Here is a 16,972-nt window from a genome sequence, read left to right as displayed (position 1 = left end):
CAGTGCGGAAAATCGGTATCCAGGCATGGAATCAGCAGTGTAAAGGAATGAAAGAATGGCAGGGTCGAAAAGAGGACAAAGACGAAATAACCGTGAAACCGGAAGTTATTATGAAAGAATGGCAGGAGTATATCTGACAGAAAAAGGATATGAAATTCTGGAATATAATTATCGGTGCAAACTCGGAGAAATCGATATAATAGCCAGAGATGGCGATTATCTGGTGTTTTGCGAGGTGAAGTACCGGGCAGATGACCGGAAAGGAACTCCGGCAGAGGCGGTAGATTATGCCAAACAGAGAGTTATCTCAAAAAGTGCACTTTATTATATGACGGTGAATGGAATAGATGAAATCCCGTGCAGGTTTGATGTAGTAAGTATAGAAGATGACAGGATCATTTTATATCAGAATGCATTTGATTATGTGGAAATATAGGAGAAGAGAATGAGTCTTGGATTACAGTATAAAAATCAGGAACATATATTTGATGAAAAAACAGTAGATGGGGTTCCGTTTCTGAGTTATCCAATGTTAGAAGAAACGGGAATCGTGCATCATGGATTTTCTACAAAACTCGGAGGTGTCAGCAAGGGATGCTGGGCAACTATGAACATCAGCACAACAAGAGGCGATGATCCGGAAGATGTTGAGGAAAACCAGAGAAGGATTGCAAGAGCCATCGGAGTAAAGCCGGAAGATATGACGTTTACCAACCAGACACATACAACAAATGTGGCGGTAGTAAGAGCAGAGGACAAGGGAAGACGTTTTATGGAAACGGACGGAATGATCACAAATGTACCGGGAATCTGTCTGGTGACATTTTATGCGGATTGCGTACCACTGTATTTTGTAGATCCTGTGAAAAAAGCGATCGGACTGTCGCATTCGGGCTGGAGAGGAACGGTTGGAAAGATCGGAAAAGTAACAGTGGAACTGATGCAAAAAACATATGGTTCGGATCCTAAAGACATACTTGCGGCCATTGGTCCGTCTATATGTCAGGACTGTTACGAGGTAAGTGAAGATGTAATTGTAAAATTTCAGAAAAGCTTTGAAGAAAAATACTGGCCAGAATTATTCTATCAGAAAGAAAACGGTAAATATCAGTTGAACCTGTGGAAAGCAAATGAATTGGTATTCGAGGAAGCCGGAATTTTGAAGAAGCATATTGCTGTGACAAATGTGTGTACACACTGTAACCCGGATATTCTGTTTTCACATCGCACAACGGGAAATAAAAGAGGAAATCTAAGTGCATTTCTGGCACTGAAATAAGAGGAGCAAACGATATGACAGATACAACAACGATCACAGATACGACTCAGGAAGTGACCGAAGCTACCCAGCAGGCGGTAAAACAGGTAAATCAGATTACCCAATATCTGCAGGACAGTATTCCGGGACTGATTACATTTGGACTGGAAGTGCTGGCGGCACTGGTTGCTTTCTTTATCGGAAGACTGGTGATAAAGTGGATCAGGAAGATTGTGAGGCGTTCATTTGAACGTTCGGAAGCAGATAAAGGAGTTGAACAGTTTGTAGACTCACTTTTGAAATATGGATTGTACGGGATTCTGATCTTTTGCCTGATCTCCAGTCTTGGATTTGATACTACATCGGTGGCGGCGTTACTGGCATCCAGTGGTGTGGCTATCGGTCTTGCGTTACAGGGAAGTCTTTCCAATTTTGCGGGAGGCGTGCTGATTCTTCTGTTAAAGCCATTTGTGGTAGGGGATTATATTATTGAAGATACGAATGGAAAAGAAGGAACAGTAAAAGAAATTCAGATCTTTTATACAAAATTAAGTACGATTGACAATAAGACCATCGTAATCCCGAATGGAATGCTGACGAATAACAGTATCACCAATGCAACGGCAAAAGACGAAAGACAACTGGATCTGCGGGTAGGCATTTCTTATAATGCCGATATCAAAAAGGCAAAATCAATGATCGAAAAGCTGTTGTCGGAAGATGCAAGTATTCTAAAAGAAGAACAGATGAATGTCTTTGTAAATGATCTTGCGGACAGTGCAGTCGTGCTCGGTATCCGTGCCTGGGTGAAGAACGAAGAGTACTGGGCGACCAGATGGAGACTGCTGGAAGAAATTAAAGTGGAACTGGATGAGAATGGAATTGAGATTCCATATCCACAAGTGACGGTGCACATGAAAGAGGATAAATAGCTGGATGAAAATATGTAAGGCCAGACAGATCTGCCGTGACGTGCATGGAAGAGAGAATCCTAAGCGGCCGTGGCAGAATTTCTGGTTTGCATATGAGAATCTGTTAAAATCTTTTTCGGAAAAGAACGTATAATAATTAAAAAAGTACTTGCAAATATGTGAAAATACGGTATAATTATATTCGTGCCTGTTATAAGAGCATGCTGGAATAGCTCAGTTGGTAGAGCACTTCACTCGTAATGAAGGGGTCGTCGGTTCAAGTCCGATTTCCAGCTTATATACAGAATGAGATATAAAGAAGAATCCTTGATGTAGGGATTCTTTTTTTCGTGTATAATAGAATTGTGGGTGTGAAAGGGGAGAAGAAAAATGAAAAAAATATGGAGGCAAAGACTGTTATCGGCACTGCTTTCGATCTTTATGGCACTGGCAATGACAGGGGTGTCTGTGAGTGTACGGACGCAGGCTGCGGAAAATAACTCAACTGTTCCATCAGGGACAGTGAAAGTGCATTTCCTTGATGTAGGACAGGGATTATCTATTCTGGTTCAGTCGGATGGGAAAAATCTGATCTATGATGGAGGAGATCGAAAGACTTCAAGATTTGTTGTAGCTTATTTGAAAGAACAGGGCGTTACGAAGATTGATTATCTGATCAGCAGCCATTATGATGCTGATCATATGGCGGGTCTGATCGGATGCCTGAAGAGCTTTAAGGTGAAAAATGTTATATCCAGTAACTATGTACATACCAGTAAGTTATACCGGTCATTTGTAAAAGCTGTGAAAGAAGACGGATTGAAAATGAAGCATCCGCCGGTAGGAAAATCTTACAGGCTTGGAAGTGCTTCGTTTCAAATACTGGCACCGGAGACGATAGAAGCTAAGGGAAGTAACAATAATTCCGTTGCAATAAAACTTACAAATAAAGAGAACAGTTTTATCTTTACGGGAGATGCAGAGCATGAAAGCGAAAAGGCGATGTGCAATTCCGGTATAGATTTAAACTGTGATGTACTGGTACCCGGACACCATGGATCAGCAACGGCAACATCCTGGGATTTCCTTCAGAAAACCGTACCGGAATATGCGGTGATCAGCTGTGGGAAAGATAATAAATACGGACACCCGGACAAAGATACGATGGATAAACTTCAGAGTATGGAAATCCAGGTGTACAGAACCGACAAACAGGGAACGGTCACAGTAACAAGTGACGGTAAAAATCTGAATTGGAGTGCGGCACCGTGTAATGATTATACACCGGGAGATGAATCAGATAAGGGGACTGTGACGGAACAGACGGTAACGAAACAGACAACGCAGAAAGTAACCGAAGACCAAGTATGGGTATCGGCAACTGGTTCAAAATACCATAAAACGAACCACTGCGGTAATATGAATCCGGATACGGCAAAGAAAGAGACAAAGGAAGAAGCAGAGGCACAGGGCCTTAAACCTTGCGGGAAATGTTATTGATACAAAAAATGGCCCAAAAAGAATAACAGTAAATGAATCAGGAGATGGTAGAAGTAAGAACAATAGCAGATGGCTTTCTTAACTATACGAAAGCCACTGCAATATCTTTGAACGGGATACGGTTATTATGTTATCTCGGAATCTTATGCCGGGTGGCATTAACGGATCACAGTACCCGTAAGATCCCCGGCAGATATCATATTTATATATTGCTGATCGCAGCAGCAGATATGGTACTGACAGGGAACAGTGATTTATACAACCGGATCCCCGGGGCAGCAGCTGTGGCAGGACCGATGCTGGTCTTATCCATTCTGATTCCCGGGGCATTTGGAGGAGGCGATATCAAATTCATGGCAGTTTCCGGATTTCTGCTTGGAAAAGAGAAAATCATTTGTTCGATGGCATGTGCGATTATGCTTGCAGGAGGATATTGCCTTATTATGCTGAAATGTGGAAAGCTGACCAGAAAGGATGAATTTGCATTTGGACCGTTTTTGGTGCTGGGAATTATGATGACCTTATTTGCAGGAGATCAGCTGATCTTATGGTTTTGGCAGGGAATCTGATGCGGAGGTTTAAAAATGTTTAAAATAAAGTTTTTCTCCGAAATCAATCAGAGCGTACAAAAATATCGCGAAGACGCAGAGAATACATATGCTCATAAGAAGCCAATCCATTTTGAAGACCTGGCTTGAGTAGATAATAAGATATCCAAGGCCTTCTTTGGCGGCCAGAAATTCACCGATGATGACGCCGACCAGGCATAATCCGATATTAACTTTCATGTTACTGATAATAGCCGGAATAGAATAAGGAAGGATTACTTTGGTCAGTACATGCAGATGGTTCCCTCTGAGGGTATAGATTAACTTAATCTTTCCGGGATCTGTAGAGCGGAAACTGGTATACAGATTGAGTATACTACCGAAGATAGCGACGGACATTCCGGTTACAATGATCGTGGTTTTTGTAGCGCCAAGCCAGACAATAAGAAGAGGGGCCAGTGCAGATTTCGGAAGGCTGTTTAATACGACAAGGTAAGGTTCCAGGATTTCCGAAAGGTTATTACTGTACCACAGAAGAATTGCAAATAATATACTGACGAAAATAACAAGAAAGAAACTGACGAAAGTTTCGTATAAGGTGACGCCGAGATGTAGAAAAATACTATGATCCGAAATCATTAAGAGTAAAACATTCATGATCTTGGAGGGACTGCTGAAGATGAAAGAATCTATGATCTGGTGTGACGCACAAAATTCCCAAAGGAATAAAAATCCCGTTAAAAGGAAGATCCGGAAGAATATAACCAGCAGTCTGTGAAAATGATAATGTCTGAGATAGTGCCGGTGTCCGGTGGAAAGTGCCGCCGGAGCACCGGTACCTAGGCTTTTATGAAGATTTTTCATCCTGATTTAGCTCCTTCCATATCAGATTAAAATAAGATTTGAATTCCGGTGCATTTCGTCTGTTCATAGGAGTATCTTCTTCCAGATGAAAGATAAGCGGAATAGTCTGAATGATGGCTGCCGGACGACGGGAAAGAACAATTACCCTGTCGGCAAGAGAAATAGCTTCCGAAAGATCGTGTGTTACAAGAAGCGCGGATTTCTTCTCATTTCGGATGATCTGTCCGATATCATCGCCAACCTGTAACCGGGTCTGGTAATCAAGGGCGGAAAAAGGTTCATCCAGAAGTAATAGTTCCGGTTCCAGAACTAATGTACGGATCAGGGCAGCACGCTGGCGCATTCCTCCGGATAATTCCGAAGGCCTGGAATTCTCAAAATCACTCAGACCATAGATGTTAAGAAGTTCATGTGCCCGCTTTTTCGTCCGGGCCGTCAGAGCATGCTGGATTTCCAGCCCAAGGATCACATTGTTATAGATCGTGCGCCATTCAAACAATTCATCGTGTTGCAGCATATATCCTACATTAGTTGTACTCTCTTTCAGGTGTCTGCCATTGATTGTGATCTGTCCGTCACTGCAAGGCAAAAGACCGCAGATCAGAGAAAGCAGCGTGGATTTTCCACAGCCGGAAGGTCCCACGATGGCGGCAAATTCCCCTTTGTTCAAAGAAAATGAGATATCAGACAGGGCCGGGGTTTCCCCTTCTAAAGTATGATACGTATAAGAAATATGCTGTAGGTTCAAAATCTGTTCCATAGGAACCTCCTGGATGTGAAGTATATAATATGATATGACCGGAACAGAAAATAGGTGAATAAAAAAGGCGGGTGTGGTAAAATGCTGATATGTAGAGAAGAGAGGATAATTAGATGTTAACAAAGATAAATTACCAGAAAGAACTGGATAAACTGATCGATCATCTGCAAAAAGAAGAAAAGGTACCAACCCTTCTCCTTCACAGCTGCTGTGCTCCGTGCAGCAGTTATGTGCTGGAATACTTAAGCAATTACTTCAGGATCACGGTACTTTATTACAACCCGAACATTTACCCGGAGAGTGAATACAGCAAGCGCATCATCGAACAGCAGACACTGATCGGGGCGATGCATACGAAATATCCGGTGCAGTTCATTGCGGGCAGCTATGAGAAAGAGAAATTCTATGCGATGGCAAAGGGACTGGAAGAAGTAAAAGAAGGCGGCGTGCGCTGCTTCAAATGCTATGAACTCCGCTTAAGAGAGGCCGCAGAGATTGCAAAAGCCGGAGGATATGAGTACTTCACGACGACGCTCAGCATCAGCCCGCTTAAGAATGCAGCAAAATTGAATGAGATTGGATTGAAACTTGCAGAAGAGTATGGCGTGGCATATCTGACGTCAGATTTCAAAAAGAAGAACGGATATAAGCGGTCCGTAGAATTATCCGCACAGTACGGACTTTACCGGCAGGACTACTGTGGCTGTGAGTTCTCCATGCGCCAGCGTCTGGAAGAACAGCAGGCACGAAAAAACAGTGAAAATGCATAAATGGAATCAGAAAATTGCATGGATTAAGAAAAAAATCACGTTTTAGAGTGAATAAATATGTAAATTTCTGTAATAATATTTGCTTTTACGCGGAAATGTGTTAAAATCGGAAACAGTAAACTTAAAAATGAAAGGAAGAAATCCATATGGCACAGTTATGGGGAGGCCGTTTCACAAAAGAAACAGACCAGTTAGTATATAATTTCAACGCTTCCATTACATTTGACAAAAGATTCTATAAGCAGGATATCAAAGGCAGTCTTGCACATGTAGCAATGCTTGCAAAGCAGGGAATCTTAACGGAAGAAGAAAAAGAACAGATCACAGACGGACTGAATGGCATTTTGGCAGATGTAGAGTCCGGAAAATTAGAAATATCAGATAAATATGAAGACATCCACAGCTTTGTGGAAGCAACACTGATCGACCGCATCGGCGATCCGGGAAAGAAACTTCACACCGGACGAAGCAGAAATGACCAGGTTGCATTAGATATGAAGCTTTTCACCAGAGACGAGATCCACGAGATCGACGCACAGTTAAAAGAACTTCTGGAAGTGATCCTTCACGTGATGGAGGAAAATGTCGAGACATACATGCCTGGATTCACACATCTTCAGAAAGCGCAGCCGATCACACTGGCCCACCACATGGGAGCATATTTTGAAATGTTCCGCAGAGACCACGAGAGACTGCAGGACATCGCAAAGCGTATGAATACCTGTCCGCTCGGTTCCGGAGCACTTGCGGGGACAACCTATCCGCTGGACCGTGAGTATACAGCCGAATTACTTGGATTCGACGGACCGACACTGAACAGCATGGACGGGGTATCCGACAGAGATTACTTATTAGAACTGTTATCTGCACTCAGCATCATCATGATGCACCTGAGCAGATTCTGTGAGGAAGTCATCATTTGGAATTCGAATGAATACCAGTTTGTGGAGATCGATGACGCATACAGCACCGGAAGCAGTATCATGCCGCAGAAGAAGAACCCGGATATCGCAGAACTCGTAAGAGGTAAGACAGGACGCGTATATGGTGCGCTCAATGCACTCCTTACCACAATGAAAGGGATCCCGCTTGCATACAACAAAGATATGCAGGAAGACAAAGAATGGGCATTTGATGCTATGGATACAGCCAAAGGATGTATCACATTATTTGCCGGAATGTTAAAGACGATGCAGTTTAATAAAGACCGCATGGAAGAAAGTGCAAAACACGGATTTACCAATGCGACAGATGCAGCAGATTATCTGGTAAATCACGGTGTACCATTCAGAGATGCACATGGTATCGTGGGAAAACTGGTACTGACATGCATTGAGAAGAAGATTCCGTTAGATGAACTTCCACTGGAAGAGTACAGAAAGACCTCGCCGGTATTTGAAGAAGATATCTATAAAGCAATCGATCTTGAGACATGTGTGAATAAGCGTGTCACCATAGGAGCACCAGGAAAAGATGCTATGGCAAAATCAATTGCGGCTTATCAGAAATATATGGAAGAATATTAAAATATACATTTATAAATACTAGTACATGTCATACGGATGAAGGTAGCGTAAGGCTGTATTAAGGAATGATAAAAAGAAAGGGAGAGAACAAAGATGGATAAGAAATTAAGAGTAGGTATTTTAGGAGCAACAGGAATGGTTGGACAGCGTTTTATCTCATTGCTTGAAAATCACCCTTGGTTCGAGGTTGTAACTGTAGCAGCAAGCCCACGTTCAGCAGGAAAAACATATGAAGAAGCCGTAGGCGGACGTTGGAAAATGGATACACCGATGCCGGAAGGTGTAAAGAACTTAATCGTAAAGAATGTAAATGAAGTAGAAGAAGTTGCTTCTACTGTAGATTTTGTATTCAGTGCCGTAGATATGACAAAAGATGAGATCAGAGCGATCGAAGAAGAATATGCAAAGACAGAGACCCCTGTAGTATCTAATAACAGTGCTCACCGCTGGACAAAAGACGTGCCGATGGTAGTTCCGGAGATCAATGCAGCACACTTTGACCTCATCAAGACTCAGAAAGAGCGTCTCGGAACAACACGCGGATTTATCGCAGTAAAACCAAACTGCTCAATCCAGAGCTATACACCTGCACTTGCAGCATGGAAAGAATTTGGACCAAAAGAAGTTGTTGTAACAACATACCAGGCAATCTCAGGAGCAGGAAAGACATTCAAAGACTGGCCGGAAATGATCGAGAATATCATTCCATACATCGGCGGAGAAGAAGAAAAGAGTGAAAAAGAACCTCTTCGTGTACTCGGAACACTGGAAAACGGAGAAATCAAACTTGCAGAAGAACCAAAGATCACATGCCAGTGCTTAAGAGTTCCTGTACTCAACGGACATACAGCAGCTGTATTCATCAACTTCGAGAAGAAGCCAACTAAAGAACAGCTGATCGAGAAACTGGAAAGCTTCAAGGGATTCCCACAGGAAGCAGAACTTCCAAGTGCTCCAAAGCAGTTCATCCAGTATCTGTCAGAAGATGACAGACCACAGGTAAAAGCGGATGTAAATTATGAGAACGGAATGGGTGTGTCTATCGGACGTCTGAGAGAAGACAGCATGTATGATTACAAATTCATCGGACTGTCACACAACACTGTCCGCGGTGCAGCAGGCGGAGCCGTACTTTGCGCCGAAGCACTGACTGCCAAGGGATATATTCAGGCAAAGTAGCCAGGGGGACGGGAAAACAGGCTCTTTTAGTGTCCCTGGTGGCACACTCATACTCACCTGTTTATCGTTCATAAGGTGAGAGCATAAAATAATAATAAAAAGGTGGGAACTGCAACATGTGAAAAGGCGTAGTTCTCGCCTTTTTTGCATTATACATCCAGCAAATTCGACCCCGCTTACCGATATCCGGCTTCGCCTGCCGATACCAATCAGATTATAAATCAGATTACAAATCTGAACACAATACATCTCAGTGTTGAGAATAAAAGATGGTTTTGCTATAATAAAGTATACAATAAATTCGCTGATTACAAAGTGCCAATGGCACCAATGGCACCGGCAAGAAACGGAGGCAGACCCTATGGACCGAGAACTATTAAATTACACACAGAACCGAGAACTTTCCTGGTTGAGATTCGATCAGCGTGTATTGGAAGAAGCAAGAGATAAGAGCGTGCCATTGCTGGAACGTATGAAATTCGTGGCCATCTTCACCAGTAACTTAGATGAATTCTTCATGATCCGTGTCGGAAGCCTCTATGATATGGTGCAGACAGACGACAGACACAGAGACAGCCGGTCGGGAATGACACCGCAGGAGCAGCTGGATGCGATCTACGCAGCAGTTGCCCCGTTATATAAAGAACGTGACAAGACCTACGCCGGGATCAAGAAAGAACTGTCCCCATACGGAGTCTGCGGACTGGACTTTAAAGAACTGGAGACAGACGAGAAGAAATATGTTAAGAAATGTTTCAAAGAGCAGATCCTGCCGGTACTGTCACCGCAGATCGTAGACAGCAGCCACCCGTTCCCGCATCTTATGAATAAAGATATCTACGTAACAGCCAATCTGAAGCATATCAATAGCAGGAAGAATAAAGACGACAAAGAAAAAGAACAGATCCTCGGAATCGTACCGGTTCCGACCTATGTATCCGATATCCTGATGCTTCCGGGACATGACATCCGTTATATCCGCATGGAGAAAGTCATCATGGAATACCTGGATCTGGTATTTGACCAGTACGAAGTATCCGACCCGAACTACATCTGCGTGACAAGAAATGCAGACGTATCTCCGGACGATGAAGCACTGGAGGTTACCGATGATTTCCGGAAACTCATGCAGAGTACCCTGCACAAACGCCGCAGGATGGCGGTAGTAAGATTAGAAACAGCGGAGAAACTGACACCGGAAATGCAGGAATACTTCTGTAAGAAATTCAAGATCACACCGGAGCAGATCTTCCGCACGAAGATGCCGATGAAACTGGATTATATGTTCTCCATCGCAGGAAATCTCCCGGAGTCTATGAAGAAAGCACTGGTCTACGAACCATTCTCCCCGCAAAAATCAGCACATGTACAGGACGGAAACATGTTAAAACAGGTGAAAAAGAATGATATCCTGTTGTTCTACCCATACGAAAGCATGGATCCGTTCCTGAAGCTGATCAAAGATGCCGCGGCAGATCCGAACGTTATGACGATCAAGATCACTATCTACCGCCTGGCGAAGAAGGCAAGACTGGTAGAATACCTGTGCGCAGCTGCGGAAAATGGCAAAGAAGTCACCGTGCTGATCGAGCTGCGTGCAAGATTTGACGAGCAGAACAACATCGACTGGTCGGAACGTCTGGAAGAAGCAGGATGCCGTGTGATCTATGGATTCGACGGTTACAAAGTGCATTCCAAGATTTGTCTGATCACATACAGGAACCGCAATGACATCCAGTATATCACACAGGTCGGAACCGGCAATTATAACGAGAAGACAGCTGCCATGTATACCGATCTGTCCTTGATGACTGCTGATCCGCGAATCGGACAGGACGCCGCAGAATTTTTCAAGAATATGTCCATCGGCAATCTGCAGGGCAGCTATCAATACCTGATCGTATCACCGGTCAGCTTAAAGAGCCGTATCTTACAGATGATGGACGAAGAGATCATAAAAGGAAGCGAAGGACGCATCATTATGAAGATGAACTCCGTGACAGATGTGGACTTCATAAAGAAAGTATCCGAGGCCTCCTGCGCCGGAGTAAGGGTAGACTTGATTGTTCGCGGAATCTGCTGTATACTACCGGGAGTGCCTGGATTTACGGAAAATGTCAGAGTGATGAGTGTGGTTGGCCGCTATCTAGAACATCCACGTATCTTCAGCTTCGGAATCGGCAAAGAGCAGAAGATCTATATCGGCTCCGCAGACATGATGACAAGAAATACAGAAAAAAGAGTAGAAGTAGCCTGCCCGGTGTTAGACGGGCAGATCAGACGTCAGATCAACCATGATCTGAAGATTATGTTAAGTGATAACGTGAAAGCAAGGATCATGCAGAAAGACGGCACATATATGAAACGGACCGGCGGCATAAAAGCGGTGGATTCTCAGGCAGCTTTCATGGAAGAAGCATTAAAAGCAGCAGAAGAAGTCGACAAAAGTCAGCAGCGTGCCCGTGAGAACTGTGGCGGCGGAAGAGTGATAACCTTTTTCCGGTCTCTCTGGCACAGAAAAAGATAAAAGAAAAAGCCGCTGTTTCACCCTACTGGAAGGAGTAACATGGGAAAATCATTATACATTGCCGAGAAACCCAGTGTAGCACAGGAGTTCGCTAAGGCATTGCATATCAATACACAGAGAAAAGACGGATATCTCGAATCAGCAGAAGCAATCGTAACCTGGTGTGTCGGACACCTGGTCACGATGAGCTATCCGGAAGAATACGATTCGGCATTAAAAAGGTGGAGTCTTGAGACTCTGCCTTTTATCCCGCAGGAATTCAAATACGAAGTCATTCCGGCAGTGTCAAAGCAGTTCCGAATCGTATCGGGACTGCTGAACCGCACAGACGTAGACACCATCTACGTCTGTACCGACTCGGGACGGGAAGGAGAATACATCTACCGTCTGGTCGAACAGCAGGCAGGCGTAAAAGACAAGAACCGCCGCCGCGTATGGATCGACTCCCAGACAGAAGAAGAGATCCTGCGCGGGATCAAAGAAGCAAAAGACTTAAAAGAATACGACAACCTGGCAGCATCGGCTTACCTAAGAGCCAAAGAAGACTACCTGATGGGAATCAACTTCTCCCGCCTTCTGACATTGAAATACGGTAACAGCATCTCCAATTATCTGAATACGAAATATTCCGTTGTGTCCGTAGGCCGCGTTATGACCTGCGTCCTCGGCATGGTCGTGCGCAGAGAACGGGAGATCAGGGAATTCGTAGAGACTCCGTTCTACAGAGTCCTAAGCACCATCGGAGAGAAAGGGGCAACATTCGAAGGCGAATGGCGGGCAGTCAAAGGATCAAAATGGTTCGAATCCTTCGATCTCTATAAGGAAAATGGATTCAAAGAAAAGGAAAAGGCAGAAGAACTGATCCGCTTCCTAAGCAACAGCGAGTCAGACGCCAGCCAGCCCCTGACTTGCCAGATCGTGTCCATAGAAAAGAAGAAAGAAAAGAAGAACCCGCCGTTATTATTCAACCTGGCCGAGATCCAGAATGAATGTTCCAAGCGGTTCAAGATCAGCCCAGATGAGACACTCCGGATCATCCAGGAACTATATGAAAAAAAGCTCGTCACCTACCCAAGAACAGATGCCCGTGTCCTGTCGACAGCAGTGGCAAAAGAGATCCACAAGAACTTAAACGGTCTGATGCAGTACGAACCGGCAAAGCCATATCTTCAGGATATCGTGAAATTCGGCAGCCACAAAGGACTGGAGAAGACGAGATACGTCAACGACAAACAGATCACAGACCACTATGCGATCATCCCGACAGGACAGGGTATGGGAGCACTAAAAGGACTTCCGAATCTGTCACAGAGGGTGTATGATGTGATCGTAAGACGATTCTTAAGCATCTTCTATCCACCGGCTGTCTATCAGAAAGTATCGATCGTGACGAAGATCAAAGAAGAATCCTTCTTCTCAAGCTTCAAAGTACTGGCAGAAGAAGGCTATCTGAAAGTTACAGGCGTGCCGGGCAGGAAGAACGACAATACAGACAGCAGCGCAGACAGTACCGAGGACAAAGACACTGATGCAGCCTTCTTCGCCAGGATCCAGAGCCTCAAGAAAGGCATGACCCTTCCGGTACAGTCCCTGGATATCAAAGAAGGCAAGACCTCGCCGCCGAAGCGCTACAATTCCGGTTCACTGATCCTTGCCATGGAAAATGCAGGACAGCTCATCGAAGACGAAGAACTCCGCGCCCAGATCAAAGGAAGCGGAATCGGCACCAGTGCCACCAGAGGCGAGATATTGAAGAAATTATTCAATAATAAATATCTGGCGCTCAATAAAAAGACCCAGATCGTCACGCCGACGATGTTAGGGGAAATGATCTACGATGTCGTAGACCATTCCATCCGGCCGCTCCTGAACCCGGAACTTACGGCAAGCTGGGAAAAAGGTCTGACGTATGTGGCAGACGGAGATATCACATCAGATGAATATATGAAAAAGCTGGATGATTTTGTATCAAGACGCACACTTGCAGTCAAAGGTCTGAACAATCAGTATCAGATGCGGGCGTGCTATGATAAGGCAGCGCAGTTTTATAAGAAGCCGGTGAGAAAGACCGGAAAAACTAAAAAATAAAAAAGGAGAACCAATATGTCAGAACAATTAACCATCAAAAACCTCTACAACCACATGGATGAAACCATCGCAAAAGACATCTTCGAAGGAGCCACCTACCCATGGGAAATCCTTCCAAAGATCAGCGGCTTCATCAAAGAACTCGGAAAGACCCTTCCGGCAGATGAATACGATCAGGTCGGCGAAGACGTTTGGATCGCCAAATCCGCAACCGTATTCCAGACAGCCTACATCCACGGACCGGCGATCATCGGAAAGAACGCAGAAGTCCGTCAGTGCGCATTCATCCGCGGAAATGCGATCGTCGGCGAAGGCGCAGTCGTAGGTAACTCGACAGAACTTAAGAACGTCATCCTGTTCAATAAAGTACAGGTGCCGCACTATAACTACGTGGGAGATTCCATCCTCGGCTACAAATCCCACATGGGAGCCGGATCCATCACATCCAATGTCAAATCCGACAAAAAGCTCGTCGTAGTAAAAGCCGGAGACGAAAGAATCGAGACAGGTCTTAAGAAATTCGGAGCCATGCTCGGAGACGAAGTAGAAGTCGGCTGCGGCAGCGTATTGAATCCGGGAACCGTGATCGGAAGCCACAGCAACATCTACCCATTGTCAAGCGTCAGAGGATTCGTACCGGGCAACAGTATCTATAAGAAGCAGGGCGAAGTTGTGGAGAAGGTAGAAGAAAAAGCATTATGGTAAGAAAAATCATAGAGATAAAATATGCAGAAGATGAAAATTTGCAAAAAGCATGTGAAAAAGCACTTGGGCAGATCGAAAATAGTCATTATGATGAAGAATTAAAGGACGAAGGGATTAATGAAGTGCTGCGGTATGGCATCGCATTTTATAAAAAAAGATGCAACGTAATGAAAAGTTTATCATAACAGATACACGGAGGAACAATCATATGAAAAAAATAGGATTCATCGGCGTTGGCATCATGGGAAAATCCATGGTCCGCAACCTCATGAAAGCAGGATTTGAATTACACATTTATGCAAGAACCAGATCCAAAGTAGAAGATGTGATCAGTGAAGGAGCAATTTTCCACGAGACGATCGCAGACTGTGTGAAAGACTGCGATGCGGTTATCACGATCGTAGGATTCCCTGTTGACGTAGAAGAAGTATACTTCGACAAAGGAAATATCCTGGACAGTGCAAAAGAAGGTGCATACCTGATCGATATGACGACCACAAGTCCGATGCTGGATCAGAAGATTGCAGAAGAGGGAACCAAGAGAGGCTTCCATGTACTGGATGCACCGGTAACAGGCGGAGATACTGGGGCAAAAGCGGGAACCTTATCCATTCTTGTTGGTGGTTCCAGAGAAGACTACGAAGCATGTATACCGTTATTCAAAGCAATGGGAACGAATATTAACTATCAGGGGGCAGCAGGAAGCGGTCAGCATGCCAAGCTTGCGAACCAGATCATGATCGCCGGAACGTTATCCGGTGTATGCGAAGCTCTGACCTATGCAAAGGCGAAAGGGCTGGATCTGCAGACGGTACTTAACTCCGTATCGACCGGGGCAGCTGGAAGTAAACAGCTGGACACATTCGGACCAAAGATCCTGGCAGGAGATTATGCACCGGGATTCTTCATGAAGCATTTCATCAAAGATATGAAGCTTGCGCTGACTGAAGCAAATATGAGCAACATAAGTCTGGATGTATTAAGCCAGGTACTGGCTAATTATGAGATGCTGCAGGCAGAAGGATACGGCAATCTCGGAACACAGGCACTGATCAAGTATTATGAAGAAGAGATGGAAGAGTAGGGTGGCAAACCAACAGACGATAGAAGCATTTATAGAATAACACAGGATCGTGTATTTGCAAAGAAAGGAGAGGTGTCGGTGTGAAGAATCTGATGATACCGGTGGGAATATCGGATTTTGAAGAAATACGGGAAAAAGGCTATTACTACATTGATAAATCAGGATTGATCACAGATATTCTGAAAAACGAAGCAACAAAAGTAACGCTGATAACCAGACCAAGAAGATTTGGAAAAACGATGGCTATGAGTATGCTGGCATCTTTTTTGATATTGAAAAAGATAGCATGATAATGTTTGACGGGCTGAAGGTCGCAAAAAATAATAAGATGCTGTGTGAAAAATGGATGAACCAGTGCCCTGTTATCTTCCTGTCATTCAAAGATGTTGACGGACGCACATTTGAGAATGCTTTCGAACTGCTGAAATTTACAATCGCACAGTTCTGTGACGCACATGCCTGGCTGGAAAACAGCGAAAAAGTAACGGACGCCCAGAAAGAGATTTTCAAGAGATTGAAGAATGGTACGGCATCCATGATTGATGTACAGACTTTACTGTGAATGATCCATCAACAGAGCTGGAATTATTATATATTGATGATCTTGTGGAAGGAATGTTCGATCTTCTGGAAGGAAAAGAACAGCATTGTGAATTTGACGGAGTGGAGACAGTAGCAGATGAGGCTGGACGTTATTGTTATGTGCCGGTTACACATAAAGTGACATTGGGAGAGATTGTTGATTTATTACAGCAGTTTAAAGAACAGCCGGTAACACTGACAATGCCGAAGATGCAGGAAGGTTCTTTTGCTAAGAAACTGTACAGTCTGTATCTGACAAATCTTCCAACGGACAAATTTAAGTACGCGCTGAAGATGAATGTAGATGATAGAGGTTCATTTACAGAGCTGGTACATACAGAAGACTGTGGGCAGGTTTCTATTAATATCAGCAAGCCGGGCATTACCAAGGGACAGCACTGGCATAATTCCAAGTGGGAATTATTCATTGTAGTTGCAGGACACGGATTGATCCAGGAACGTAATATTAATACAGGAAAAATGGTTGAATTTGAAGTGTCTGGAGGGAAGATTGAAGCAATTCATATGATTCCTGGCTGGACGCATAATATTATTAATCTGAGTGATACGGAAAATCTTGTTACTGTGATGACCTGCAATGAAGTATTTAATCCAGAACAGCCGGATACATTTTTTGAGCCGGTATAGAGGGTAGAAGGAGAGGAGCAAA

At 44.2% G+C, this 16,972-nt stretch carries 18 protein-coding genes, 1 tRNA gene and 1 pseudogene; 18 read left to right on the top strand and 2 right to left on the bottom strand.

Features of this window, described 5'->3' with window-relative positions; genetic code table 11:
- Positions 1-55 precede the first annotated feature (55 nt).
- The 7 genes from NQ508_RS08380 to NQ508_RS08350 all read left to right on the top strand — a co-directional run bounded on the left by NQ508_RS08380 (position 56) and on the right by NQ508_RS08350 (position 4,238).
- Positions 56-436: a YraN family protein gene (locus NQ508_RS08380; RefSeq protein ID WP_044919891.1), complete on the top strand. Its 381-nt coding sequence runs from the start codon at positions 56-58 to the stop codon at positions 434-436.
- 9 nt (positions 437-445) lie between these two features.
- Entirely contained in the window at positions 446-1,279 is an 834-nt protein-coding gene (pgeF, locus tag NQ508_RS08375) for a peptidoglycan editing factor PgeF (RefSeq protein ID WP_006427267.1), read from the top strand.
- Between the two features lie 14 nt (positions 1,280-1,293).
- Entirely contained in the window at positions 1,294-2,190 is an 897-nt protein-coding gene (locus NQ508_RS08370; RefSeq protein ID WP_006427268.1) for a mechanosensitive ion channel family protein, read from the top strand.
- Between the two features lie 4 nt (positions 2,191-2,194).
- The gene (locus NQ508_RS08365) at positions 2,195-2,323 is read left to right on the top strand and encodes a hypothetical protein (protein WP_006427269.1); all 129 of its coding nucleotides are present in this window, start codon (positions 2,195-2,197) and stop codon (positions 2,321-2,323) included.
- Between the two features lie 69 nt (positions 2,324-2,392).
- A tRNA-Thr gene (locus NQ508_RS08360) sits at positions 2,393-2,465 on the top strand.
- Between the two features lie 94 nt (positions 2,466-2,559).
- On the top strand, positions 2,560-3,669 hold the full coding sequence (locus NQ508_RS08355) for a ComEC/Rec2 family competence protein (protein WP_006427270.1): 1,110 nt from the start codon (positions 2,560-2,562) through the stop codon (positions 3,667-3,669).
- Positions 3,670-3,701: 32 nt separating this feature from the next.
- A complete protein-coding gene (locus NQ508_RS08350; protein WP_006427271.1) occupies positions 3,702-4,238 on the top strand; it encodes a prepilin peptidase in 537 nt (178 codons plus the stop codon).
- A gap of 9 nt (positions 4,239-4,247) precedes the next feature.
- Here NQ508_RS08350 and NQ508_RS08345 read toward each other — a convergent pair whose 3' ends face one another.
- Both NQ508_RS08345 and NQ508_RS08340 read right to left on the bottom strand, forming a co-directional pair.
- Positions 4,248-5,081 (bottom strand): ABC transporter permease, encoded by an 834-nt coding sequence (locus tag NQ508_RS08345; RefSeq protein ID WP_006427272.1) that lies wholly within the window; start codon positions 5,079-5,081, stop codon positions 4,248-4,250.
- The gene (locus NQ508_RS08340) at positions 5,065-5,841 is read right to left on the bottom strand and encodes an ABC transporter ATP-binding protein (RefSeq protein ID WP_006427273.1); all 777 of its coding nucleotides are present in this window, start codon (positions 5,839-5,841) and stop codon (positions 5,065-5,067) included. Before NQ508_RS08340 ends, NQ508_RS08345 begins: the two co-directional genes overlap by 17 nt.
- Positions 5,842-5,954: 113 nt before the next feature.
- On the opposite strand from NQ508_RS08340, the gene NQ508_RS08335 reads away from it, so the two are divergent.
- The 11 genes and pseudogenes from NQ508_RS08335 to NQ508_RS08285 all read left to right on the top strand — a co-directional run.
- Positions 5,955-6,611, top strand: a complete 657-nt coding sequence (locus NQ508_RS08335) for an epoxyqueuosine reductase QueH (RefSeq protein ID WP_006427274.1) — start codon at positions 5,955-5,957, stop codon at positions 6,609-6,611.
- Between the two features lie 146 nt (positions 6,612-6,757).
- Positions 6,758-8,137: an argininosuccinate lyase gene (argH, locus tag NQ508_RS08330; protein ID WP_006427275.1), complete on the top strand. Its 1,380-nt coding sequence runs from the start codon at positions 6,758-6,760 to the stop codon at positions 8,135-8,137.
- A 93-nt stretch (positions 8,138-8,230) separates the two neighbouring features.
- On the top strand, positions 8,231-9,316 hold the full coding sequence (gene asd / locus NQ508_RS08325) for an aspartate-semialdehyde dehydrogenase (protein WP_006427276.1): 1,086 nt from the start codon (positions 8,231-8,233) through the stop codon (positions 9,314-9,316).
- A gap of 361 nt (positions 9,317-9,677) precedes the next feature.
- On the top strand, positions 9,678-11,843 hold the full coding sequence (ppk1, locus tag NQ508_RS08320) for a polyphosphate kinase 1 (protein ID WP_006427277.1): 2,166 nt from the start codon (positions 9,678-9,680) through the stop codon (positions 11,841-11,843).
- A 39-nt stretch (positions 11,844-11,882) separates the two neighbouring features.
- Positions 11,883-13,931, top strand: a complete 2,049-nt coding sequence (locus tag NQ508_RS08315) for a DNA topoisomerase (RefSeq protein ID WP_006427278.1) — start codon at positions 11,883-11,885, stop codon at positions 13,929-13,931.
- A 15-nt stretch (positions 13,932-13,946) separates the two neighbouring features.
- The gene (locus NQ508_RS08310; protein ID WP_006427279.1) at positions 13,947-14,636 is read left to right on the top strand and encodes an acyltransferase; all 690 of its coding nucleotides are present in this window, start codon (positions 13,947-13,949) and stop codon (positions 14,634-14,636) included.
- A complete protein-coding gene (locus NQ508_RS08305) occupies positions 14,630-14,821 on the top strand; it encodes a PD-(D/E)XK nuclease domain-containing protein (protein ID WP_006427280.1) in 192 nt (63 codons plus the stop codon). The genes NQ508_RS08310 and NQ508_RS08305 overlap by 7 nt, the downstream gene beginning before the upstream one ends.
- A complete protein-coding gene (locus NQ508_RS08300) occupies positions 14,794-15,720 on the top strand; it encodes an NAD(P)-dependent oxidoreductase (protein ID WP_330370996.1) in 927 nt (308 codons plus the stop codon). The genes NQ508_RS08305 and NQ508_RS08300 overlap by 28 nt, the downstream gene beginning before the upstream one ends.
- Positions 15,721-15,800: 80 nt before the next feature.
- Positions 15,801-16,010, top strand: a complete 210-nt coding sequence (locus tag NQ508_RS08295) for an AAA family ATPase (RefSeq protein ID WP_242654725.1) — start codon at positions 15,801-15,803, stop codon at positions 16,008-16,010.
- Entirely contained in the window at positions 16,007-16,282 is a 276-nt protein-coding gene (locus NQ508_RS08290) for a hypothetical protein (protein WP_006427283.1), read from the top strand. Before NQ508_RS08295 ends, NQ508_RS08290 begins: the two co-directional genes overlap by 4 nt.
- Positions 16,273-16,950 (top strand): annotated as a pseudogene (locus tag NQ508_RS08285) (polysaccharide biosynthesis C-terminal domain-containing protein); the annotation flags it as partial. The gene NQ508_RS08290 and the pseudogene NQ508_RS08285, both read left to right, overlap by 10 nt.
- Positions 16,951-16,972: the final 22 nt, after the last annotated feature.

Origin of the sequence: Dorea longicatena, from assembly GCF_025150085.1 — a bacterium.
In the GTDB taxonomy this organism is placed as follows: Bacteria; Bacillota; Clostridia; order Lachnospirales; family Lachnospiraceae; genus Dorea_A; species Dorea_A longicatena.
Note: the sequence above shows the minus strand (reverse complement) of the source record. Positions and strands in the feature narration are given on the sequence as shown.

Bases quoted from the DNA above. Each gene is read 5' to 3' on its own strand.
- NQ508_RS08340 (WP_006427273.1), bottom strand. From the start codon at position 5,841: ATGGAACAGATTTTGAACCTACAGCATATTTCTTATACGTATCATACT.
- NQ508_RS08350 (WP_006427271.1), top strand. From the start codon at position 3,702: ATGAATCAGGAGATGGTAGAAGTAAGAACAATAGCAGATGGCTTTCTT.
- ppk1 (WP_006427277.1), top strand. From the start codon at position 9,678: ATGGACCGAGAACTATTAAATTACACACAGAACCGAGAACTTTCCTGG.
- NQ508_RS08380 (WP_044919891.1), top strand. From the start codon at position 56: ATGGCAGGGTCGAAAAGAGGACAAAGACGAAATAACCGTGAAACCGGA.
- argH (WP_006427275.1), top strand. From the start codon at position 6,758: ATGGCACAGTTATGGGGAGGCCGTTTCACAAAAGAAACAGACCAGTTA.
- asd (WP_006427276.1), top strand. From the start codon at position 8,231: ATGGATAAGAAATTAAGAGTAGGTATTTTAGGAGCAACAGGAATGGTT.
- NQ508_RS08355 (WP_006427270.1), top strand. From the start codon at position 2,560: ATGAAAAAAATATGGAGGCAAAGACTGTTATCGGCACTGCTTTCGATC.
- NQ508_RS08315 (WP_006427278.1), top strand. From the start codon at position 11,883: ATGGGAAAATCATTATACATTGCCGAGAAACCCAGTGTAGCACAGGAG.
- NQ508_RS08290 (WP_006427283.1), top strand. From the start codon at position 16,007: ATGATAATGTTTGACGGGCTGAAGGTCGCAAAAAATAATAAGATGCTG.
- pgeF (WP_006427267.1), top strand. From the start codon at position 446: ATGAGTCTTGGATTACAGTATAAAAATCAGGAACATATATTTGATGAA.
- NQ508_RS08310 (WP_006427279.1), top strand. From the start codon at position 13,947: ATGTCAGAACAATTAACCATCAAAAACCTCTACAACCACATGGATGAA.
- NQ508_RS08365 (WP_006427269.1), top strand. From the start codon at position 2,195: ATGAAAATATGTAAGGCCAGACAGATCTGCCGTGACGTGCATGGAAGA.
- NQ508_RS08345 (WP_006427272.1), bottom strand. From the start codon at position 5,081: ATGAAAAATCTTCATAAAAGCCTAGGTACCGGTGCTCCGGCGGCACTT.
- NQ508_RS08335 (WP_006427274.1), top strand. From the start codon at position 5,955: ATGTTAACAAAGATAAATTACCAGAAAGAACTGGATAAACTGATCGAT.
- NQ508_RS08305 (WP_006427280.1), top strand. From the start codon at position 14,630: ATGGTAAGAAAAATCATAGAGATAAAATATGCAGAAGATGAAAATTTG.
- NQ508_RS08300 (WP_330370996.1), top strand. From the start codon at position 14,794: ATGCAACGTAATGAAAAGTTTATCATAACAGATACACGGAGGAACAAT.
- NQ508_RS08370 (WP_006427268.1), top strand. From the start codon at position 1,294: ATGACAGATACAACAACGATCACAGATACGACTCAGGAAGTGACCGAA.